Below are 22767 nucleotides of genomic sequence, written 5' to 3'. Positions count from 1 at the left end.
AGGCATTTCCCCTAAATCTCCGAAATGATGCATTTTATGAACTAAGTTTATGATGTTGCAGAAAAACAACATTCAAGTCATTCGAATGGATCTATTGGGAAATCGTCATGAGCACAGCAATCAAACAAACTTCTGAACTCACAGCCAAAATCATCAATCCGCTTCTGGCATCAACTAAAGATGTATTTGAAATGATGCTCGATTGTACTCCGACCCGAAGCGGCTTGTCTCTGAAAACCAAGAATAGCCCGGAGTATGAATTAAGTGCAGTGATTGGGATTACAGGAAATGCGCTCGGCACCATTGTGTTAAGTGTGAAGAAACAGACAGCACTAAATATCTATGAATCCATGCTTGGAACAAAAGCTGAAGAAATTGATCGAGAAGTGATGGATGCTATTGGGGAAATTACCAACATGATTGCGGGAGCTGCCAAAGCAAAACTGGAATCACTTTCACTCAGTATTAGTATTCCCAACCTGATTTCCGGTAAAGGTCATGAAGTTCACTATCCAACAGGCGTCACGCCAATCTGCCTGTCGTTTGACTCCGACATGGGTAGCTTTTGCGTTGAAGCTGGGTTTTCCTCAAAAGATTAGTTCATAGGTTTTACAAGACACAATTTTTTTCCTGAAAGATAATTCAATGAAAATATTAGTCGTTGACGATTCACGCACGATGAGAGTCATCATCATCAAAGCTCTGGCTCAGTTGGGATTCAAAGATGTCCTTGAAGCAGGGGACGGTCAGGAGGCATTGGAACTCTTTAAAACAATCCCTGTCGATGCAGTCCTGAGTGACTGGAACATGCCGAATATGAACGGACTGGAATTTCTAAAAGAAGTCCGTCAACTCAATAAAACCATTCCTTTTATCATGATTACAACTGAAGCCGAACGAGGAAGCGTCGTTGCCGCTGTCCAGGCAGGTGTGACAGATTATGTTGTGAAGCCATTTACTCAGGATGCCTTGAGGAAAAAACTCGAACAGAGAATACCTTCGTCAGTCTAAGTCGATACGTTCTTCTGGATTCAAAACTCTTTTCAAATACCGAGATTAATCATGTCGACTTTACAGTGCACTGAGCCCCAAACTTCACTACGTGTTATTGAACTCCTGTCGCTCCCTTCTGAAGAGATAGATGCTCAATTCCGTCAAATGGAAGAAGTCGAGATTATCGATTTTGGTCATGTTGAATCTGTCACCTCGTGGTTTATCGCATCTCTTGCTAAAAGCCTTCTCGAACGAACATCAAGCAGCCCAGAACTGCAAATTGTTTCGACAACAGATCAAGTGCAACGCACGTTAACAGCCTGCGGCCTATCAGAATTTATTAACTGAATACCTATCGGCTGAAGTCGAGAGGTTCGAGTCTTGGGTTACGGACTAAAGTCCTGTCATCCACATGCTCTGGAAAAAGTTTGCGTCCGCGTTTCGCCAACTGAATGTTCATTCAAAGAAGTAGTATTGGGAAATAGATATGTTCGAAGACTGCGTAGACCTGATTAACGACTTTGTCGTTGAATCCAGAGATGGGTTGGAAGGTATCGACAATCAATTGCTGGAAATTGAAGCCAGTGGTGAAAATGTTGATACCGATATTGTGAATGAAGTCTTTCGGGCAATCCATTCGATTAAAGGAGCCTCAGGCTTCCTGGGTCTGGACTCGGTCGGCCGGCTGGCGCACAGTCTGGAGAACATCCTGGATCTGCTTCGCAATGGCCAATTTGTAATCGACTCCCATCGAGTAGGTGTGATGCTCAGTGCGATCGATAAATTACGCTTTCTAATCGAAAATGTGCATACGTCCAATGAACACGATGTATCACACGAGATTACTCAACTCGAACAACTTACAAACAGTCGTGAAACCGTAACGACCACGATTCCAGTCGAGACAGCCATCGATGTAAAACAAACCCCCTGCTGTACTCAAGACGATTTTCAAGCAGCCCTCGAAAATGGTCAACAAATTTATGAAGTCACGTTTGATTTGTTTGAAAGCACGGAATCAAATCCAGATTTGACGGATTTCATTGAACGACTGGGAGATCTAGGAACAGTTCTGGGAGGATATCTCGATTCGGCTGCCCTGACGAACTGGGACGCGAATCAAACCAATTCCCCACTTCCCTGGACGGTCAGCATTGCCACACAATTGGATCAGGAGTCTCTCGCCCGATTCTTCATGCTTCCTGTCGAAAATATCAAACCTGCTCAACAGATCGTGGAGCAGCCAGGTGTTGAGGACAATACCCCTGTCTGCGAAACCGATAATTCAATCGAGAAACATCAACACGATGTTTCTTTGACTACAGAAATTGCTCACAAGCCCTCAGCTAAAGTTCAACCGGTGACAGCACCTCCCACTGCTGAAAGTAGCATCCGTGTTTCTGTCACTGTCCTGAATCGATTGATGAATCTGGTCGGCGAGTTGGTGCTGGGACGGAATCAACTCTTGCAGACGATCGGTTCTGAAAATGACCGCGTTCTGCTCTCAGTCGCCTCCAGAATTGATCAGGTGACAAGCGAAGTGCAAGAAGCAGTGATGAAAACTCGACTGCAGCCAATTGGAAACGTATTCAACAAGTTTACGCGAATTGTGCGGGATCTGAGTCAGAAACTGAATAAACAGTGTGAACTCGATATCAAAGGAAAAGATGTCGAACTCGATAAAACGATCATCGAAGGCATCGGCGATCCACTGACCCATTTGATACGCAATGCCGTTGATCATGGTGTGGAAACTCCTGAAGTCCGACAGAAGGCCGGGAAACCTGCGGTCGGACGACTCGAACTTAATGCTTTTCATCAAGAAGGCAAAGTCAACATCATCATCAGCGATGATGGAGCTGGAATTGATGCCGAACGACTTCGCAAGAAGGCGGTCGAAAAATCAATATTAACAAGTGCGGAAGCCGAACAGCTTTCCACAGAAGAAGCGGTCCGGCTGATTTTTCATCCTGGATTTTCAACAGCCGATCAGATCAGCGATGTCAGTGGACGCGGTGTCGGGATGGATGTTGTTCGCACCAATTTCGAACAGCTCGGCGGGACCGTGGATGTGGAAACGAACGTGGGAAAAGGGACCAGATTCATCGTTCGACTCCCGCTGACTCTGGCCATTATTCCGTCTCTGGTCGTCAGTTCCCGAGGGAATCGGTATGCCGTTCCTCAAATGTCTGTTTCGGAACTGGTACGCGTACAGAGAAGTGAATGGTCGAGCAGAATGGAAAAAATTCGTGGAACCAAACTTCTGAGGCTTCGCGGTAACCTGCTGCCGCTGGTGGATGTGAATTCGAATAACCAACCGCAGGCCGACGGTGAACTTGCCGATTCTATCAATATCGTCGTTTTAAATTACGGTGAAATTCAGTTCGGTTTGATTGTCGATGCGTTGCATGACACTGAGGAGATCGTGGTCAAACCACTCGGGCGTCACATCAAGAATGTCAGCTGGCTGGCGGGTGCAACAATTCTGGGTGATGGTCAAATCGCATTCATTATCGATGTTGCGGGATTGGCCAACCAGAAACGAATTGGCTTAATCGAAACCTCAGATGTTGAGCGACAGGAGTTGTTGGAGAAACATGATGATCAGGAGACTTTGGAAGCCCTGATGATCGCCAATCATCCCGATGAGCAATTCGCCATTCCCATCTCTCAAATCTCCCGCATTGAAAAGATTTCCCCTGCCGAAATCGAGACGATTGATGGTCGACTGGTGATGAAGTATCGCGGCAGCAGCTTACCGTTACTCTCACTGGAGAGACACTTCCATACACGACCGATCGAATTCGGCAGCGAAATATATATCGTCGTCTGCCAGATCTTTGATTCTGAAGTGGGACTGATCACCCCCGAAGTTCTCGACACTCATAGAATTGGAACCGAACTGGATACGCAAACACTTCAAGCGGCTGGTTTACTGGGTTCCACAATCGTAAATCAGAAAACAACTCGGGTTCTCGATATTTTCCAGATGGCCAAAAGTGAATATCCCCACATGATCCCTGACAAATTGTCAGTCACTCACAATAACACTGGTGCCGGGAAACTCGTGCTCGCAGAAGACTCCAACTTCTTTCGCTCAAAGATGAAGTCTTTTCTGGAAGAAGAAAACTGGACAGTCTACGACTTTGAAAATGGGTCCGAAGCCTGGGAATTTCTCAAGTCAACTCAGGAATCATTTGATCTTGTGATCACAGATATTGAGATGCCAGTCATGGATGGATTTGAATTCTGCCAGAAGATACGAGCCAGTGATCACTGGAACCACATCCCTGTGATCGCAGTGACTTCTCTGGCCGACAGTGAAAGTCATGCTCGGAGTCAGGCGGTCGGTATTACAGAACACATGATCAAACTGGATCGAGCCAAACTGATTGAAACTCTGTCCCGCTATATCAGTCATTCTTAAGCAATCTTATCAATTCTCATAGGAGAAACGTTGATGCAAAACGACAGAGCAATCGCTTTGCCGCAAAAAGCGGATTTAATCCAATTGGTGACCTTCCGCGTGGAAGATTCCTGGATGGGAATCAATATCGATCACATTCAGGAATTGAATCGCCATATCGAACCAACTCGTGTTCCGGCCGTCGATTCCTATGTGAGTGGAGTTGTTCATCTTCGAGGAGAGGTCGTCACTTTGATTGATCTGAGAATTCTGCTCGGGTATCCACAAGCCGAGTCCACTGAATCGCAAAAAGCGATTGTCGTTGACCTGGGGGATGAACGAATCGGGATGCTGGTCGATCACGTGGATGATGTCTGCACATTTTCCTGCGATCTAATTGAAGACTATCCCTCACATCTTCACCAGTCAAATTATGATTATTTTGAATCGATTATCAATACCGATAATAAAGTGATCTCGGTACTGAATATCGCAAACGTTCTCTCTGTTTCGTTGACTCATTGATTTCGAATAAAGAAGTCAAATTCAACTCGATGTTGTTTCGTGAACCAATAACTCTCTAGATTTCCTTACCCCCTCTAAGAAAGCTTTTGAAATGATCTCTACGTTTTCCAGTAGCAAAAACCGCCTGAAAAAAATCGTCAACAATCAGGCCACTGAAGTCAATCCCCAGGCCCCTGATACTAAGAAACAGAGTATTGATCTGAAGTGTCAGTTGGAAGCCATTAACAAATCGATGGCTGTGATTGAATTCAATATGGATGGAATCGTTCTCGATGCTAACGAGAACTTTTTGAAAACACTCGGGTACTCCCTGAACGAAGTGGTTGGACAACATCACCGAATGTTTTGTCAAGCCGAATATGCGAACAGCCAGGAATATCGTGCCTTCTGGGAAAAATTGAATCGCGGACAGTATGAATCTGCTGAGTACAAGCGAATTGGAAAGGATGGAAAGGAAGTCTGGATTCAGGCTTCATACAACCCCATCCTTGATGAAAATGGACGATGCCTGAAGGTTACCAAATTTGCAACGGACATCACAAACCAAGTCAAATCCAAGGAAGAGGCGTTTCGTTTACAAAACCTTATCGAAAACTCAGATGCGGCCTTCATGATGGTCGACCGCGATTTTGTTGTCACTTATCACAATAAAGCAACAATAGATTTACTCACGAAATATCAGGATGTCCTGCGTAAAGTCTTTCCCTCGTTTAATCTCAACAATCTTCTGGGAACCTGTATTGATAAATTTCACAAAGATCCCAGCCATCAGAGAAAAATGCTCTCGGATCCAAGAAATCTGCCTTATAAAACAGACATCCCTTTAGGACCTCTGACCATTTCGCTGAACGTGACAGCAGTTTATGACTCCAAGGGGGATTACGTTGGAAACACACTTGAGTGGGAAGATGTGACCGAAAAACGTTCTCAGGAAGCTCGAAACGCGGATTACTCTGGTCAGATCTCAGCCATCAGCAAATCCCAGGCTGTCATTGAATTCAATATGGATGGAACAGTGATTAGCGCGAATGACAACTTCCTCTCAGCGGTCGGTTACACCCTGGAAGAAATCAAGGGCAAACACCATCGTATCTTCTGCGAAAAGGATTTCGTAGAAAGCTCGGAATACCGGTCCTTTTGGGATAAATTGAATCGGGGAGAATACCAAGCTAGCGAATACAAACGCCTTTCTAAGCAAGGAAATATCATCTGGATTCAGGCGTCTTACAATCCGATTATGGATCTAAAGGGCAAACCCTATAAGGTTGTCAAATACGCGACCGATGTCACTGAGCAAAAGAAAGTCCTCTCTCTGGTCGCCGATGCTGCCATGCAACTGGCCAGTGCTTCGGCTCAACTCAAATCTGTCAGTAGCGAGATGACCAACAACGCCAGTGAAACTTGCGGCCAGGCTAATCTTGCTGCCAATGCTGCTCAACAGGTTAATGAAAACGTTCAGACTGTTGCCTCAGCCATTGAAGAAATGAACGCTTCAACTCGTGAAATTTCAACCAATGCCAACGAAGCGTTCAATGTCGCAACTGTGGCTGTGAAAGTTGCTGAAACAACAAACCGAACCGTTTCTCAGCTGGGTGTCAGCAGTGCAGAAATTGGTAAAGTTGTCAAAGTGATTAACTCAATTGCAGAGCAAACGAATCTGCTCGCATTGAACGCGACGATCGAAGCCGCTCGAGCAGGCGAAGCTGGCAAAGGCTTTGCTGTTGTCGCTAACGAAGTGAAAGAACTGGCCAAGGAAACGGCACGAGCCACTGAAGATATCAGTCAGAAGATTGAAGCGATTCAGTCGGATACGACAAAATCTGTAGATGCGATCGCTGAGATCACAAGTGTGATCAGCAAGATCAACGAAATCTCTAATACGATCGCAAGTGCTGTTGAAGAACAGTCCGCGACTAACAGCGAGATCAGTCGTTCGGTTTCTGAAGCGGCCACCGGAACTACGGGAATCACCGGTAACATTTCACGCGTCGCAGAAGCTGCAAACTCAACAACAGATGGAGCTGCAGAATCACAGAAATCTGCCGACGAGCTTTCTGCCATGGCAGAATCTTTGCGAAAACTGTTGTCGAACTTCAAGTACTAAGAAGAATTGCTGAAACGGAAAAGACCGCACTGTATTTTCCAGCAGTGCGGTCTTCTTCAGGAATAACTCTCCCTCGATTCATTTGTGCTGAATTTTGTTGTCAAGCGTTTTCGCGAAATGACATCAGATTCAAACAGTGCCGCCAATGTTGAGAGATTTGATAGACACTAAAACACATTCATGCTTTCCACGGCTATGGCAAGCAGAAATTGCAGATGTCCGAATACTTCAAGAAGTATTCTTCGGACATCTTCTCATGGAGAAATGACCTCGTGGCTGATTCCTTTAGAATATTTATCGTGGACGATTCCCTGATCTTTCGTCAAATTGTTCGCCAGGCGTGCATCCAAATTCCCAATGTTGAAATCGTCGGAAGTTCTGGTGACGGTCGACAGGCAATCCACAAAATCCAGGAACTCAAACCTGATCTAGTTACGCTTGACTTGGAAATGCCGGTCTTTAGCGGGCTGGAAGTCCTCAAGTCTGTTAATAAAACGCAATGCCCTTCAAAATTCATCATGCTTAGCTCAGTCACCCAGGCTGGAGCAAAAGAAACGATTGAATGCCTGAATGCGGGCGCTTTGGACTTCATAATGAAGCCGCAAGGCAGCTCTCGAGAAGAGAACATGCAGAAACTCGTCAAAGAGATTTCTGTGAGAGTCAAATTGATTCAGGATCATGTCAATTGCGATCATGAGCCGAGCAAACGGCCAGTGAATACCCCTGCACCTGCAGTCGTTCCCTCACTTCCCCCAAAGATATTGACTGCCAGTCCAGTTGAAAATAATTGTCAATCAAATATCGGCTGGCTTTCTGATCAAGGTGTGGTCGGGATTGGCGTCTCGACAGGCGGACCCGCTTCTCTCAAACAAGTGATTCCCAACTTTCCGCGAGACTTTCCGTTGCCCATTCTTATTGTGCAGCACATGCCTCCGCTCTTTACAAAGTCGCTTGCTCAAAACTTGAATCAACAGAGTCCGTTGGAAGTGAAAGAAGCCGAGCAGGGCGAGAAGGTTAACAAGGGGGTAGTTTACATCGCTCCAGGTGGACTTCAAATGCGTGTTACCAATGATGGAATGCACAAGATCATTGAACTCACTGACGACCCACCAGAAAACAGTTGTCGACCTGCTGTTGATTATCTTTTTCGATCTTTAGTCAAAGAATATGGCAGTAAGACTCTGGGGGTCATTATGACCGGTATGGGAAGCGATGGGTTCCTGGGGGCACAGGCGATTAAGAAAGCCCATGGAAAGGTTTTCGTTCAGGATAAAGAGAGTTGCGTTGTCTACGGAATGCCTCGATTTCCGACAGAAGCCGGAATTGTTGATGCAATTTTACCGCTCAATCAAATTTCTCAAGCGGTCCAGCGGGCCTCGACTCAGGAGTGCTTCGTATGACACCGTCAGCAATAGAAGTCCAGATGATTTGCCGCAAAGTCGATGAACTTTGCGGAATCCAATGGGACGAAAGTAAAACCTATCTGATCGAATCGCGTCTAAAACCTTTGTTGAATAGTTTTGGTTTGACAAGTTATGAGGCATTGATTCGTTCCATTCCGCTCAATGATAAACTGCGTATCGCACTGATTGATGCCATTACGACTCGCGAAACGCTGTTTTTTCGTGACGATGCCGCCTATCAGGCGTTGGAGCACAAAGCACTTCCCGAGATCATTGACGCCCGATCTGGTACCTTATTTCCCAAAAAGCTCAGGATCTGGTCAGCGGCCTGTAGCAGCGGTCAGGAACCATACAGCATTGGTATGATGCTGCACCGGATGATTCCAGATATTCACAATTGGAATATTCAAATTCACGCCACAGATATCTCAGAAGCAGCTATTGCTCATGCAAGTCGAGGTCGATATAGCGATCTCGAAATGAGCCGCGGTATTCCTGCTGATATCAAAGCCAAATACTTCACGCGAGTTGGCTCGGAATGGCAGATCTGTGATCAGATACGTAGTCTCGTCTCGTTCGAGAAGAGAAATCTGCTTAACCCACTGACGGCTTTAGGACGATTCGATGTCGTCTTGTGTCGCAATGTCGCGATTTATTTCGATCTGCCAGTCAAAAGAGACCTTTTCGAACGTCTGGCAAATGTGATGGAAACACATGGTGTTTTGATTGTCGGAACGTCAGAAAATTTAATGGGGTATGGCCAACGCTGGGCTCCTCAGCGACATTGCCGGTCTGTTTACTATCGCCCCAATTTACTGGAACAACCTTGTTGACAATCACATAATTGTTACTGGAAGTTTTGGAAGAGTTTTCATGTCGTCTCGGAGTAGACAAGTAGGGTGCGTCCTGACGCACCATTCTGCCGAGATGATTTCGTTATTGACTCTCAAATCCAAAATGAAACCTCCGCGATTCGCTTATCGCTTTCGAATTGAATCCTAACCCTGATTCCGGTGCGTCAGGACGCACCCTACTATTCCAACGATCGCTAAATATCGCCCGATTCTGTAATTCAAAGCCGTTATAAACACTGCTGGGCAAGACAGCAGGGGCACACCGCAAACGACATTGAACGGAAGACAGAGTACTCCTGTTTCTTCAGTGATAACGCTGAAATCGAAAACAAGGAGTGCAACTTCAAAACTGACACGTCGGGTTATGATTAGTCTGAGAAATTCATCTTGAGTTAAAATGGGAAGCCGCTATACATTCCCGCCAGGAAAAGGCTCGAATCCAGGATGCCATCCTGTTTGCCAAATGTTTCGCGGTGAAACAAACAGGATGAACCAATTCAGTAGATGATAAACAGATGCTCTTCAGTTCATTAGTCTTTCTGTGCCTGTTTCTGCCACTTGTCCTTGCCGTCTATTATTTGACTGGCAAGGATCAACGGAACCAGTTTCTGCTGATTGCGAGTCTAGCCTTTTATGCATGGGGCGAAGGCCGGCTTGTCGTTCTTCTGCTGCTATCGCTGATCTTCAATTATGTTCTGGCTGCACGAATCGGAAAGTTGATTTGTGATCGGACTCAGGAATCTGCAAGCCGTGCGAAGATTCTTGTGGCGTTTGCCGTCATCGCGAATCTCATTCCGTTGGCCTATTACAAATACTCGGGTTTCTTACTGGGCGATTCGCTCGACCCAATTCTCGGAGCGGGCTGGTTTGATGTCGCGTTGCCGCTGGGGATCAGTTTCTACACGTTCCAGGCAATGAGTTACGTCATTGACGTTTACCGCAGGGATGCTTCTCCTGCGAAGAGTTTCACCCATTTTGCCTGCTATGTCACCTGCTTCCCTCAACTCGTGGCTGGGCCAATCGTTCGATACAAAGATGTCTCCAGACAACTCATCGAACGGGTAACCTCAATTGATAAATTTCACGAAGGCATCAAACGTTTTGTCGTTGGGCTCGCCAAAAAAGTTCTCATTGCGAATACACTTGCGGTCTACGCAGATGTTGCCTTCGGACTTCCTGTCGAAGACCTGAGTATCGAGCACGCCTGGATCGGGGCGATTTGCTATGCATTGCAAATCTATTTTGATTTCTCAGGATACTCGGATATGGCCATCGGATTGGGGTTAATGCTCGGATTCCGATTTGCGGAGAATTTCAACTATCCTTATATTGCAGTCTCAATTCAGGATTTCTGGTCTCGCTGGCATATCTCACTCTCAACCTGGTTCCGGGATTATCTTTACATTCCCCTGGGAGGAAACCGAAACGGCAAGCTCAGAACCATCGTCAATCTTTGGATTGTCTTCCTGCTTTGCGGCTTATGGCACGGTGCCAGTTGGAATTTCATTCTCTGGGGAGCTTACTACGGAGCTTTCCTGTCCCTTGAGCGAATTATTCACAAAGACCTCACAGCTAAGGTGCCCAACATAGTTCGGCGGTGTTATGTCTTACTCGTTGTATTGGTTGGCTGGGTTCTGTTCAGGGCAACGACACTCGAACAAACAGCAGGATATCTTGCTGCGATGGCGGGTCAGGGAGCCGGCATGCTTTGGGCGTATCCCTTTAAAACGGATCTGTTATTGGCGATCTTTTTCGGAATCGTTTTTTCGATGCCAGTCCAGCAGTCCCTGGCTCGCATCCCTCCTCGAATTCGAGTGGGTTTTGAACCCCTCTATATCATGATGCTCATGGGAACATCCATGCTGCTCCTGGTCAATGGAACCCACAATCCATTTCTGTATTTCCGATTCTGAGAGAATTATGTCGTGTGATCATCGGAATTCCAAAATCGTATTGATTGTTCTCTTTCTGGGAATAATTTGGCTCCCGCTTGTACTGAGCATTTTGGGAACTGGCCGTCAGTCCGAGATCAGCTTTCTAAACACTGAGCAGAGGAGCCCGCAAAACTATCCCTCAACTCCCAGGACGATCACAGAACTTTCTTCCTACCCCAATGCTTTTGAAAAAGCCTTTAATGATCGCTTTCCGCTTCGAGAACAGAGTATTCAACTGTATGGCAAACTTTGTATTCAAGGTCTGCATACGACGCCAAATTCTCAGTTATTGCTCGGTAAGAATGGTCATTGTTATTTAGGGAGTCACTTTGATGACAGAAAATACGCGGCTGCTCTGGCCCCGATTCAGATCGATGAAGAAAAAATACCCCAAGAGGTAGCCCAAGTCGAAACCTATGGCGAATTTCTGAAGTGTTTACCAGTTCCCAGTGTCATGATTTCTATTCCAACAAGTCACGTGTTGGATTTCGAGAACCTGCCTGAATTCATTCAACGACAGGCCGATCCAGAAGTGATTGAGGCTCCTCAAAGCCTGAGGGTTATGCAATCCGTTTCCAAACCAGTCCGTGAACGATTTATGCTGTGTCCCTATGCACGCATCCGTCAAGCAAACGCACAATATCCTCTGTATGCGGAAAAGAACTTTCACTGGCATACAGGAAGATACACCAGGTTAATGGCGAGTTGCATCGCAGAACATTTCGGCATCGAACAGTACGAAGAACCAAAATCAGAAGAATTCCAGTATGAGTCCACCACTTCGGACCTGAATCAGTTCGCCAGTTATGAGATGATCAGCCACAACACGGAGGTTTATCGTCCAGAAGTCTGGAATCAACTGGGTATCGCTGATCAGACAGCCTCAGATGTCTATCCGAAACTCCCTCCGTTGAATCACACTCGGTACACAGTCAACCCAAAACGAAATCATTGCATTCTGGTCGTGGGCGAATCTTTTACGCCAATGCTGAATCCCGACCTCGCCCGCTATTTTGGCGAAGTGATTTCAGTGAATTACAACGTTGCTCGGCAGAACCCTGAAGTCAGGAAATGGCTGGAAGTCGTTATGGGTGACGTCCGACCCGATTACGTCGTTTTCCTTCATCATCAAATATTCTATATTTTTGATGACTTCATGACCGATTATCGTGCGATTCAAGGTGCGGATCAATCTGTTCAACAAATCGCTTCCGATCCCGAAATGCCACGTTCAAATCACTGAATCGCAATGGCTAAAGCCGCCTGATTCGAGCCGTGAATTGCGGAGTAAAGTCCTGACACTCACATGGCCTGGACTATAAAGGCATCGAAAATTGGAGCAGACTGTCTGGTGGATTCAATTTTGAAATACACCAGAAGAAATTGGTTTTCGAGAAACCCTGGCCCATTTCCAAAATCAATTTTCCACGTTCTGCCTGAGCAAATGCAGCGATTGATGGAAATAATCGTACATGCTAAGGCACACTGCATTTAGAAATGCTCCAGAGCCTATTCAAAAATCACCCGCAGCGTTCGGCAGGAGCAAACTCAGTGTTTTACGGCCATTTGGAGTCCAAGCGACTGCAGAAACCATTTGAAAATGGTCTAAAACTGATAGCTTGGATTCTTACTATCGAACGAGAAGTCGTTAAGACCTTTATTCGTGTGCAGATTCGTGTAAGTGTATTCTTCAATCAGTGGAGCCTTCTGCCCGGCTGCCGCTGGGAAGCCGTAGCATTCACAGCGAATTGGCAGATTCGTCTCTTTTTCCAGGTACAGTCGCATTGTGCTGTATTTGAATTGGCGTCGAGGTGTGGGATGGGATGTTTCCACCACGCGGCATTCGACATTTCCTAATTGAGCATTGGGATAGTATTTGACATCGCATTCACCGTACTGGGATTCGTATTCCCATGTCGCAATCAACTTTTCGATCATATTCTCAATCCCAATCATTGTAATTGGGTATCGGTTCCCCTTCATTGCCAAGCTGGAATCGACGTCCAGGGATTGGGTTCCGATCAGCGATGTCAGTCCCGAGCCTTCGTGTGCCAGAATCTTATTTCCATTTTGACCTTCGACATACATCACTTCGCGACCGGCATGAGGTTCACGGAATTTCAGATAAACGCTAAAGGGCTGGTGTCGAACTTTGATTTCCATTTGAGTCGTTGTCAGTTCGTTACCGACCATTTCCCGCTTTGTCAGAACGGCTTCGTAGTCGACCACCTGATCGACAGCCTGCTGTGCTTTTTTGGCCAGCTGCACAACAGGTGCAAAGGGATGTCCTTCAGGAACCTTGGACTGATTTTGGGCGAAACTTGCAGTCGGGCTAACAACACACAAGCAGAGAGTTACAAAAGCAGACCATGCCACGATTGTGTGAAAGTTTTGGAATTTTGATCGAAATTTCACGGCGTCTCTCCGTAAATGTTTTAGCAGTGCAAGAATTGATGAGCGTTTCATCCAGAATAGTTATCGTCGAATTACGAGTTGTTAATCAAGTAACTCGGTGCAGGAAAGGTTGTTATAAACGACAGTCCCCGCAAAAACTCTCCAAATTGCCAAGCTACCCGTCAGTAGTAGATATATCACTGACTGAAACTTATACCTGTTTTATTTTTCTTGCTGCTATTCTACCTGAGGATTCCCGCATTGAAAACGCCAAAAACTTCAGATGGGACTTCAAAACGAATATCCAGAATCGAAATCCGTCTAAAAAAGCAGCGTTAAATGCAAAAAGCCCCCAAGTTATCCTGGAGGCATTTTGATTTTTCTTCTCATCCTGACACATGGGGTGTCACTGATGGGAAATCATATTTTTTTGTATTTCACGCTTAGATACTAACTGAAAATGAGCAAATTTTACAGGTGACACTCACTCTTAATCGTCATTCCATTATGGGCTGGCAGGAGGATTCTCATCATCATCGTTGGCGATAATTACACCTCCAATAATTGCTCCGGTGACAACAACGGTCGTCGTGAGAGTACTCATACCAATGATCCTGTTGGATAAAATCTGACCACGCTCTGTGGAGCCAGTGACTAATAATACTTTCGACTTGGCAGAAGGAGGGGCTGCTCCGTTCCAGATGCGTACCGTTGAAATGGTTTCGCCAGCTTGTAGCTCATGCAAACCAGTTCCGAGATTCGAAAGAACAAATTCTCCCGCCTCATTACTGGTAGCCTGGGAGGCAAGGGAGCCTTGGAGAGAGGCAGAAATGGCGACGCCAGCTTGAAGTTGACCTTGGGTGTTAACCACTTTGCCATTTAAAACGCCATCAATTACCGCAATATCTGCAATTTGTATCTTTTGTGCAAATTGCGTATACGGTGATTCAGCCATGGCGGAAACTTGTGGAATTACCATTCCCAGGCAAGCCAGTCCGACCATTGAATTCGCAATCAGAGTGAAACCTTTCATCCCCCAAATCCTTTCGTGTGATTTCAGCAAAACTGCACGTTAGCGCATTTTACCTGAGATTCAGGCGATATTGCGAAATCCGTTTATACTCACACGAATTTCGGACTCCGCCTCAGTAGACTGGAACGCATCCAGTGTTAACGGTATCAACCGTACAATATCTACCTTCGGGTGGAATCCGGGATCGGCTTCAGCAGTGAGACTTGCAATTCGCGGAATTGCAAAATTGCATTCAACCTGCCGGCAAAATAGGAATGATTGTTATTCCTATTCTGGGCAGGTTGATGAGTGCAATTATTCTCAAATCGGGGCAAAATTATGGGCTGACAATGATTGTATCGCCACCACCATCTGCCAGAGCAGCACCACCGAGGGCAACACCGACAACAGCTGTTCCGAGAACAACATAGTCAAAAGGATTGTCCTGAGCACGAACGGTTGCACCGTTGACGATCAGAACTTTGCTTTTGGCTGCCGGAGGAGCAACTTCGCCTTCCCAGAGTCGAACGACTGATTGAGACTGGCTTGTTGAAACCTGGTACAAACCGCTATCCAGATTGCTGACAGCGAATTCACCGTTGGCATTGGTTACTGCAGATCCGACAACTTTGCTGCCGAGGCTGACTTTTACAACAGTTCCGTTGATGATCTGGCCTTGAGAGTCAACAACTTTTCCGTTCAGCATGCCTTGAGTCAACGCAACATCAGCGATTTGAACTTTGCTGGCAACCTGATTGGTGGAAACGCCTTCAGCCATAATCTGAGTTGGCATCGCCATTCCAAGACAGGCTAAACCGGCGACAGCACTTTTGAGGAAACTAATTTTCATCGTCCATGATCCTTTGTTGTGGAGCTTTTTCTTCAGGCCCTGAGGAACCTACAGATAGAAATTCCAGAGTCTGATAAACGTCCGCCGCCAGTTCACACTATCAACGGATCGACAACTATTAGACAGAACTGTCAAATGAGTTGGGAAAGGAACAACCACTTCCATCTTTGTCATCGGAACTATTTGTATTTCATCTCCACAAAAAAATTCAGTTACTGTCTTTTTGTAAATTGTACTCGATTCTGCTGCGTTTGGATTCCAATTCAAAATACAGATGAACAAATGAAGCAATGCACTATTTACTCTGCTACGACTTCAATCTGTCGATCCGACTGCAAATAGCCAATCAAATCCCGAATCTGTTCCGGGCTCATTTTGTCGAGTACCCCATCGGGCATCAGGGAAAGATTCGAAGGTTTTGAGATTTCGATTTCTTCTCGTGCCAGTGTAATTTCATCCTTTTCAGTCTGCACAGTTACCGTCTGATCCGTTTCGGATTTGATCACCCCGTTAATCACGCGACCTGAATCCAGCACGAAGGTCGTGACCTTGTACTGATTCGGCACAAGAGCAGAAGGCGTAACGATATTTTCGAGTAGATAATCGAGATTCATGCGATTGCCCCCCGTCAAATCGGGAGCCAGATTCTTGCCGGCATTGAACAACCGATGACAGTTCGAACAAGTCTGATTGAAGACGATCCGCCCATTGGAAAGATTCGCTTTGGCCAGCGATTCGTCTGTCAGTTCTTCTTTGAGATGATCAATCTGCTCCTGCTTGGCAGCCGGAGTGCTTGTTAAACTGCCCCAGACATCTTCGAGCAGCTTATTGATTTCCTCATCTCCAAACTGCGAGATTTGACGAGCTTGAGATGCAGACAAAACCGCTTCTTTCAGACGATTCTCTTTCATCGCTTTGAGCAGTTCCCGTGCATAGGCTGGTCGGGAAGCCAAGGTTTCCAGAGCCGCCGCTTGAGCTGGCTTTTTGTAATTATTAAATTGATTGAGCAACAGTTTCGATGTATCGGCGTCATCATACCGCGCCAGTGCCTGAATGGCCGTTGTATCAATCACACGGTCATTCAGACTCTTCTTCAAAATCGGCAGCAGAGCTTCATCCTTACGCTCGGCTAGAAATTCCAGAGCCGCGATGCGATCAATCGGATTCGCATTGCCATCAGTCACAAGTTTAATTAACTCTTGCATCGCTCGCCCATCACCAAAGACCAGCGAAAGATCCCGAACGGCTTCCTTCAGCTTGGGATCATCACTCGCAGCCATTTCCTCAACAAGTTCATCCCAACCGGCAGGCTTCGGTAACTGACGAATCCCCTGCGTCGCCGCGACCATACCCGCAAGCAATTCAAGCTTTTGTGTTTTGGATTCAGCCTCTCGAACCGCACTGACCAACAATGGCCCCATTTTAGGATTCGTAACAGACTCATGCATCAAACGCCGAGCAATGAAATTCCGCAACTTGGGAATTGACTCGATATTAGTCAACTCCAGCGCCTTTTCCGGAGACTTCGTGACTGCTGGCTCCAGCCCGTACCACATGATGAGTCGCATATCGTGATCGTTAACATCTTCTGCATGTTGAGCCAGAGCATGGGCCATCTGAATGCGATACTCAAGTGGCATCAACCGCATGGAGGAGGCATAAGAAAGTCGAACATACGAGGATTTTTCTTGAGCGGCTTTCTCACAGAATAATTCCCAAGTCTGATCATTCACAGACGCTTGATCCGACAACAGTCGAACTGACCACGCACGAAGATGCTCATTAGCATTACTGAGACCACTTCGAAGTTTTCTTTCTGGAAAAGCGTCAACAGAAAATAGCACCCAGCCAATTTTCAATTGACTGACAATCGTATCATCGAACCATTTCGGTTTCTCTTTAGTAAATATTTCCTTGATATCGAACGATTCACCTGAGGACCAAAAACGATCAAACAAAATTCTTCTCGCGTGACGGGAGTACCAGTCATTCGAATGACATTGGAGTTCCATTAATTCTGGATTTGACAATTCCTTCAAATCTCCCGTGAAATGCTTCTCCGGTTTGCCATAAGTGATCCGATAAATCCGTCCCGAAGTACGATGCACGCCATCGCTATCGTGACACTCTCCCAGATCGGTCCAGTCACTCACGTAGACTTCTCCATCTGGACCGTACATCAGGCCAACACCGCGGAACCACGGTTGATTGGCGAACATGAAATCTTTTCCATGCTCAATCACATAGCCTGCTCCTTCGCGGACGGGAATATCGCAATTCACACGTCGCCCGTGGGTATTGCACATGAAGAGTCGACCACGATATTCGTCGGGAAAATTGTCGCCCAGATAAATCATTCCCCCACAATGCGAATGACCACCGCCCAGTTTGCCATGCACACCGTTGTCTTCTCGGCTGTCGGTCCAGTTCGCAGAATGATCCCAGTGATAATGGTCTGCATGTTGATCGATCAGCTCATAAAAATGCGGATTGAAATCGGCTCCGTACATCCGTTTGAAGTGTGCCCCCGGAATCGCATGCCAGGCATGCCCGATGACATTGTTCGTGAAGAAGAAGTCGCCGTATTCATTGTAGTCGAGCCCCCAGGGATTCGTTGTCCCTTCCGTGACGAGTTGAAAACGATGGTCCCGCGGATGAAACCGCCAGACGGAGCAGTTCATTTTTGTCCGCTGATCCTGAGGCATCCCCGGAGGCCCCACCAGTGACGTCGCCTGAATGCCGTGACGTCCATAGATCCAGCCGGTCGGTCCGTACATCAAACCACTGACGATATTGTGCCCCACCTGATTCTGATCGAAACCATCCAGAAAAATCTCCGGCTCCCCATCCGCTTTGTCATCGCCATCTTTATCGGAAAGCCACGCAAGCGTGCCTGCATTGAGAATCCAGCAACCATTCGATCCCGGCAGCACACTCGTCAATCGATTCCCCTGATCCCAGAACACAGTTCGCTTGTCGTGCTTACCGTCGCCATCGACATCTTCCAGAATGACGATACGGTCTCTGAGCGATTCGTCAAATCCACGTCCGGCATACGTGTAAAACTCTGCCACCCAAACACGACCCCGGTCGTCCATCTCCATTGAAACCGGTTGCGAAACATCGGGCTCTCCAGCAAAGAGAGTCACTTCAAAACCTTCGGGAACCGTAATCGCATCGGCTGCCGACTGAGCCGTTGTCGGATTCTCCCCCTCTTTTTGTGTGTTGATGATTTTCGGGAAGGCTGCTTCTTCCCCGATCACAAATGCAGGGCTTCCAGCATTGATAATAAAGCAGGTTAGAATCGCTGGAAGGATGACGGCGAGCGGCATACGGCAGATTTTCACGAGGACCTCTTTTTCATTTCAATATTTAATCAGTGTTGACTGCTCTCGACGAATCGATCAAAACTGATATGTTAACGGGATCACAACAGCACGATCAATTCCGTGGGGATAAAAAATGCTGAGAATATCGGGCCGACAATTTCGACATTGCGATGGAATTCTCCGTAGAGAATTTCTTACCATCGGAACTTTCGCCGGAACTGCACTCTCTTTACCGGCATTGTTGAGAGCAGAGAATCAGCGTACGTCTTCTCAGCGTGCGAAGTCACTCATCATGGTGCATCTGGATGGGGGAGCTCCACAATATGAAACAATCGATCCCAAGATCTCTGCCCCTTCTGAAATTCGTGGCCCATTTGCTCCCATATCAACTGCTGTACCAGGAATTCAAATCAGCGAGTTAATGCCCAAGGTGGCCGCTGCTGCCGATAAGTTTGCATTCATCAGAAGTTTGACCGGTTCGGTCGGACGACACGATGCATTTCAATGTCAAAGTGGATTTGCGGAAAGCGATTTGAAATCGATGGGAGGCCGACCCGCCCTGGGCTGTACAATGTCTCGTCTGAAAAGCCAATCCACCGATCAGGTTCCCACCTTTGTCGACATGATGCAGGGACGACCGCTTGTTCGAAACAGCGCACGCGCCGGTTTTCTAGGACCAGCTTATCAACCGTTTCGTCCCGATATGTCTTCCATGTTTGAGCGGGAACTCGAATCGGGTATGAAGGGCGAACTGAATCGGCTCGGAGGCGATCACACCGTCTCTTTAACATTGAACGAAGCGCTCTCCACCAATCGGATGGATCGACGTCTTTCACTGCTCGACGATCTCGACAAGATCCGCCGCGCGATCGATCAGCAGGGCATGATGCAGGCGATGGATCAGTTTCAGCAGCAGGCGGTCAGCATTCTCACCTCCGGTAAACTGGCAGAAGCGGTCGATTTGTCTCAGGAAGATCCCCGCATTGTCGAACGTTATTCGCTGCCCGAAAATCGTCCCGGCAGCCAATCTGTGACCAGTGAATCATCTCATTCGGTGAAAAAGTTTCTGATGGCTCGCCGGCTGATTGAAGCGGGGGTTCGCGTTGTCAGTCTTTCGATCAGCGATTTTGATACGCATTCCTCCAACTTCCCTCGCATGCAGAATTTATTACCGATTGTCGATCATGGCCTGACCACCCTGGTCGCCGATCTCGAAGAACGTGGCTTGCTGGAAGATGTCACGATCCTCGCCTGGGGGGAATTCGGTCGAACTCCCCGCGTCAATAAAAATGGCGGGCGAGATCATTGGCCCAAAGTTGGTCCAGCGATTCTCGCAGGGGGCGGCTTGAAAACTGGTCAGGTTATCGGTGCGACCGATCGTCTCGGAGGAGAAGTGGCAGATCGTCCCGTCACTTATAAGGACATGTTCGCAACGGTCTATCATCAACTCGGCATCAACCCTCATCAGATCACCATCAACGACCTGCAAGGCCGCCCGCAGTATTTGCTTGATGAAGGCAAAGCGATTCGCGAATTACTTTGAAGCACTCTTTTTCATTCGCCCCCAGACACTCTCACTGTAACCCTCGCATCTTCAATAAACTTCTTCCACCTCGCCAGCAGAGGGATGTTTTGGGCGGCATTCGGGGATTGACTGGAAAGCGATGCGGTCGGGTGCTGATTCGCGGGAGCCGTGCATGGCTGCCAGATATAAGGCTCCCTCTCCCATTTTCAGATTGATCGCATCCATCGTTTTGACCAGGCTCTGCCGACGTTGCTGCTCGGGGAACAATGGCAGAGAACAACTCTTTGACGATTTCAAATTGAACAGCGTGAGATCGACCTTGAAGGGAATCGCTCCCTGAGGGCGCAAGGCCCACATTTCCGCCAGCGCCGCCAACAGAGCCGGCGTGTCCTGAACATCACCCACTTTTCGGGTTTCCGTCCAGACCCCCCGCTCCCAGAAACTGACTTTGACTGTGAAAGAGCCGCACCAGTAATTCATGTCCCGCAAACGGACAGCCGCTTTGTGCGTCAGCTTGACGAGAATCGCATAAGCATCACGATCATTGCGTGCATTGGGTGGGAGCACATGCGAATGTCCCACTGTCCGCCGCTGCGTCGGCTTCTCGGTCAGATCTTCTCCCCGCAAAATATGCCACCAGCGATCTCCAACCACGCCGCCCCACACCTCATGCAGACGATGACTCGGCTGCTCGCATAACTTTTTCACCGTAAAAATCCCGGCTCGATGAAACCGCTTCTCCATCTGCTTGCCGATGCCGGGCAGGTCGGTCAACTCCAGTTGATGCAGGCAGTCCGGCAAATCGGTCGGGCGAATCAATGTCAGGCCATCCGGCTTCTGCATATTGCTGGCCACCTTGGCGAGCAGGCGATTCGGAGCCAGTCCCACCGAACTTCGCAGCGCGATCCCGACACGGGTTTTGATCGCATTTTTGACAGCTTTTCCTAATTGCAATGCCCGTGCATATTCGCCATCCGCACCGAGCAGGCGGCAGGACATTTCGTCGATCGAGTGAATCTGATCGACCGGCAATACCGACTCGACCGCCTTCACAATCCGCTTGTGATACTCCACATATTCCCGCGTTCGGGAGACAACCAGATTGATCTCCGGGCAGAGAATTCTGGCATCCGAAACACGCGTTCCCGTTTTAATGCCAAATGCCTTTGCTTCGTAACTGGCTGCAATACAACAGGTTGTGTCGGCCATCATTGGAATAACGCCAACCGGCTTCCCGCGCAATTCGGGCCGCAACTGTTGCTCGACCGAAGCAAAGTAGGAATTCATGTCCACAAATAGCCAATTAATACACATGTTCATGTTGTATCACGCATCGGAAGAAGTGTACATTCATATCTAGTTATTTTTACTGAATTGAAGAACTTTGGCAAAAATTCAACCGGGGGATCAGATGAAGCCATACATGAGTTGTATTTGGGGAGCAGTCCTGGCGATTACTTTGCAAGCGATTGCCGCGCAGGCACAGGATCCGGGTGTCACAAAACCGACTCTGGAAGCGCTCGTGGCAAATTCTTCTGAAATTATGACTGTGAACGTCAAGTCATTTCAGGTGGAAGAGCCCCGACAAAAAGTGACGCAACTGGAACTGATGCCAACTGGTCACATCAAGCGAGTGTGGAAATTGCCGAAGCATCAGACAGAAGCGAACAGACTCGTCTATGAACAGGAAGATGCAGGGCAGGTTCGAGCTTACGATCAATACTACTGGAGCTATGATCTTTCCTCGCCCGGCGGAAGACTCGCCGCTCAATTACCAGACTGGAAGAAAAACCAGACGGAATTTCTGCTGTTCAAAGATTTTCAGTCTCCAAATTCCGGCCCACTGCAATTCCTGATTTCGATTGATGATGACAGTGTTTATGTGAACGACTGGAGTGCAGTTTCGGGACGGCAAGAAATCCTCAAGAGGATTCACGAACTGATGAAGAAATATCAGGGCGTGAAAAAGGTAAAACTGGTGCTGGTTGATGTTGGTCATTTCGGGAGCACGTTTCCGAAAAATGAAGAAGGAGAAATCGACCATGCGATGCCAGAGGCGCGATGCATTATTCAGCCATTCGATAACGACTATGAAAAACTGCTTGTTTCACAAATTAAAGATCTCAAAAAACTGCGTGATAACAACTTCACAACAACCCGGATCGACTGGCTGAAATACACGCAGGACTTCTATCACTTTCAGAGCCCGGAGAATGAAAAGCTGTTGCAGGAGGCATACTCGGACCCACAGATTGGCGAGCAGCAGAAAGCATTGTTGAAAAAGATGCTGGACGCGTGGGGAGTTAACATTGAATAGGTGACGATCCCCCGACATTACAAGCACGTAGCGCAAGCGAGTGTGTCATTAGCATCCTGAGAATATTGACTCATTCGCTTGCGCATCGGGTTTGTAGAAGTAGGTTGGGTTTGCGAAACGA

At 47.4% G+C, this 22767-nt stretch carries 17 protein-coding genes; 12 read left to right on the top strand and 5 right to left on the bottom strand.

The genetic code is table 11. From position 1 onward, the window contains the following. Positions 1-107 precede the first annotated feature (107 nt). The 10 genes from Pan54_RS24385 (at position 108) to Pan54_RS24340 (ending at position 12462) form a co-directional block, all read left to right on the top strand. Complete coding sequence (locus tag Pan54_RS24385; RefSeq protein WP_146506039.1) at positions 108-599, top strand: chemotaxis protein CheX; 492 nt, start codon at positions 108-110, stop codon at positions 597-599. A gap of 46 nt (positions 600-645) precedes the next feature. Continuing rightward, positions 646-1011 carry a response regulator gene (locus Pan54_RS24380; protein ID WP_146506038.1) on the top strand — a complete coding sequence of 122 codons (366 nt, stop codon included), beginning with the start codon at positions 646-648 and terminating at the stop codon, positions 1009-1011. Between the two features lie 51 nt (positions 1012-1062). After that, positions 1063-1341, top strand: coding sequence for a hypothetical protein (locus tag Pan54_RS24375; protein WP_146506037.1), 279 nt, complete (start codon positions 1063-1065; stop codon positions 1339-1341). A gap of 139 nt (positions 1342-1480) precedes the next feature. Continuing rightward, positions 1481-4420, top strand: a complete 2940-nt coding sequence (locus tag Pan54_RS24370) for a hybrid sensor histidine kinase/response regulator (protein WP_146506036.1) — start codon at positions 1481-1483, stop codon at positions 4418-4420. Between the two features lie 33 nt (positions 4421-4453). Continuing rightward, entirely contained in the window at positions 4454-4924 is a 471-nt protein-coding gene (locus Pan54_RS24365) for a chemotaxis protein CheW (protein WP_146506035.1), read from the top strand. Between the two features lie 91 nt (positions 4925-5015). Next, entirely contained in the window at positions 5016-7028 is a 2013-nt protein-coding gene (locus tag Pan54_RS24360) for a PAS domain S-box protein (RefSeq protein WP_207310216.1), read from the top strand. A gap of 272 nt (positions 7029-7300) precedes the next feature. Next, complete coding sequence (locus Pan54_RS24355; RefSeq protein ID WP_165441961.1) at positions 7301-8428, top strand: protein-glutamate methylesterase/protein-glutamine glutaminase; 1128 nt, start codon at positions 7301-7303, stop codon at positions 8426-8428. Beyond that, entirely contained in the window at positions 8425-9264 is an 840-nt protein-coding gene (locus tag Pan54_RS24350) for a CheR family methyltransferase (RefSeq protein ID WP_146506033.1), read from the top strand. The genes Pan54_RS24355 and Pan54_RS24350 overlap by 4 nt, the downstream gene beginning before the upstream one ends. A gap of 536 nt (positions 9265-9800) precedes the next feature. After that, the gene (locus tag Pan54_RS24345; RefSeq protein ID WP_146506032.1) at positions 9801-11198 is read left to right on the top strand and encodes an MBOAT family O-acyltransferase; all 1398 of its coding nucleotides are present in this window, start codon (positions 9801-9803) and stop codon (positions 11196-11198) included. Positions 11199-11205: 7 nt separating this feature from the next. Then, positions 11206-12462, top strand: a complete 1257-nt coding sequence (locus Pan54_RS24340) for a hypothetical protein (protein ID WP_146506031.1) — start codon at positions 11206-11208, stop codon at positions 12460-12462. 362 nt (positions 12463-12824) lie between these two features. Here the strand turns inward: Pan54_RS24340 and Pan54_RS24335 are convergent, their stop codons facing one another. The 4 genes from Pan54_RS24335 to Pan54_RS24320 form a co-directional block, all read right to left on the bottom strand. Continuing rightward, a complete protein-coding gene (locus Pan54_RS24335; protein WP_165441960.1) occupies positions 12825-13634 on the bottom strand; it encodes a DUF1571 domain-containing protein in 810 nt (269 codons plus the stop codon). 484 nt (positions 13635-14118) lie between these two features. Then, positions 14119-14646 carry a carboxypeptidase-like regulatory domain-containing protein gene (locus tag Pan54_RS24330; RefSeq protein ID WP_146506029.1) on the bottom strand — a complete coding sequence of 176 codons (528 nt, stop codon included), beginning with the start codon at positions 14644-14646 and terminating at the stop codon, positions 14119-14121. Between the two features lie 316 nt (positions 14647-14962). Continuing rightward, positions 14963-15475: a carboxypeptidase-like regulatory domain-containing protein gene (locus Pan54_RS24325; RefSeq protein ID WP_146506028.1), complete on the bottom strand. Its 513-nt coding sequence runs from the start codon at positions 15473-15475 to the stop codon at positions 14963-14965. A gap of 299 nt (positions 15476-15774) precedes the next feature. After that, positions 15775-18822 carry a PVC-type heme-binding CxxCH protein gene (locus Pan54_RS24320; RefSeq protein WP_146506027.1) on the bottom strand — a complete coding sequence of 1016 codons (3048 nt, stop codon included), beginning with the start codon at positions 18820-18822 and terminating at the stop codon, positions 15775-15777. A 115-nt stretch (positions 18823-18937) separates the two neighbouring features. On the opposite strand from Pan54_RS24320, the gene Pan54_RS24315 reads away from it, so the two are divergent. After that, positions 18938-20347, top strand: a complete 1410-nt coding sequence (locus tag Pan54_RS24315) for a DUF1501 domain-containing protein (RefSeq protein WP_146506026.1) — start codon at positions 18938-18940, stop codon at positions 20345-20347. Between the two features lie 51 nt (positions 20348-20398). Here the strand turns inward: Pan54_RS24315 and Pan54_RS24310 are convergent, their stop codons facing one another. Next, positions 20399-21649 (bottom strand): Y-family DNA polymerase, encoded by a 1251-nt coding sequence (locus tag Pan54_RS24310; RefSeq protein WP_207310215.1) that lies wholly within the window; start codon positions 21647-21649, stop codon positions 20399-20401. Positions 21650-21752: 103 nt separating this feature from the next. Here Pan54_RS24310 and Pan54_RS24305 point away from each other — a divergent pair, with 103 nt between their 5' ends. Further along, positions 21753-22646 carry a hypothetical protein gene (locus Pan54_RS24305; RefSeq protein ID WP_146506025.1) on the top strand — a complete coding sequence of 298 codons (894 nt, stop codon included), beginning with the start codon at positions 21753-21755 and terminating at the stop codon, positions 22644-22646. The last annotated feature ends 121 nt before the right edge of the window (positions 22647-22767 follow it).

Origin of the sequence: Rubinisphaera italica (assembly GCF_007859715.1) — a bacterium.
Taxonomy (GTDB): domain Bacteria; phylum Planctomycetota; class Planctomycetia; order Planctomycetales; family Planctomycetaceae; genus Rubinisphaera; species Rubinisphaera italica.
This window is presented reverse-complemented; position numbering and strand designations above follow the sequence as displayed.

Excerpts from the sequence above, each read along its gene's own strand:
- Pan54_RS24350 (WP_146506033.1), top strand. The coding sequence starts at position 8,425 with ATGACACCGTCAGCAATAGAAGTCCAGATGATTTGCCGCAAAGTCGAT.
- Pan54_RS24325 (WP_146506028.1), bottom strand. The coding sequence starts at position 15,475 with ATGAAAATTAGTTTCCTCAAAAGTGCTGTCGCCGGTTTAGCCTGTCTT.
- Pan54_RS24315 (WP_146506026.1), top strand. The coding sequence starts at position 18,938 with ATGCTGAGAATATCGGGCCGACAATTTCGACATTGCGATGGAATTCTC.
- Pan54_RS24380 (WP_146506038.1), top strand. The coding sequence starts at position 646 with ATGAAAATATTAGTCGTTGACGATTCACGCACGATGAGAGTCATCATC.
- Pan54_RS24375 (WP_146506037.1), top strand. The coding sequence starts at position 1,063 with ATGTCGACTTTACAGTGCACTGAGCCCCAAACTTCACTACGTGTTATT.
- Pan54_RS24305 (WP_146506025.1), top strand. The coding sequence starts at position 21,753 with ATGAGTTGTATTTGGGGAGCAGTCCTGGCGATTACTTTGCAAGCGATT.
- Pan54_RS24360 (WP_207310216.1), top strand. The coding sequence starts at position 5,016 with ATGATCTCTACGTTTTCCAGTAGCAAAAACCGCCTGAAAAAAATCGTC.
- Pan54_RS24370 (WP_146506036.1), top strand. The coding sequence starts at position 1,481 with ATGTTCGAAGACTGCGTAGACCTGATTAACGACTTTGTCGTTGAATCC.
- Pan54_RS24330 (WP_146506029.1), bottom strand. The coding sequence starts at position 14,646 with ATGAAAGGTTTCACTCTGATTGCGAATTCAATGGTCGGACTGGCTTGC.
- Pan54_RS24365 (WP_146506035.1), top strand. The coding sequence starts at position 4,454 with ATGCAAAACGACAGAGCAATCGCTTTGCCGCAAAAAGCGGATTTAATC.
- Pan54_RS24385 (WP_146506039.1), top strand. The coding sequence starts at position 108 with ATGAGCACAGCAATCAAACAAACTTCTGAACTCACAGCCAAAATCATC.
- Pan54_RS24340 (WP_146506031.1), top strand. The coding sequence starts at position 11,206 with ATGTCGTGTGATCATCGGAATTCCAAAATCGTATTGATTGTTCTCTTT.
- Pan54_RS24310 (WP_207310215.1), bottom strand. The coding sequence starts at position 21,649 with ATGAACATGTGTATTAATTGGCTATTTGTGGACATGAATTCCTACTTT.
- Pan54_RS24345 (WP_146506032.1), top strand. The coding sequence starts at position 9,801 with ATGCTCTTCAGTTCATTAGTCTTTCTGTGCCTGTTTCTGCCACTTGTC.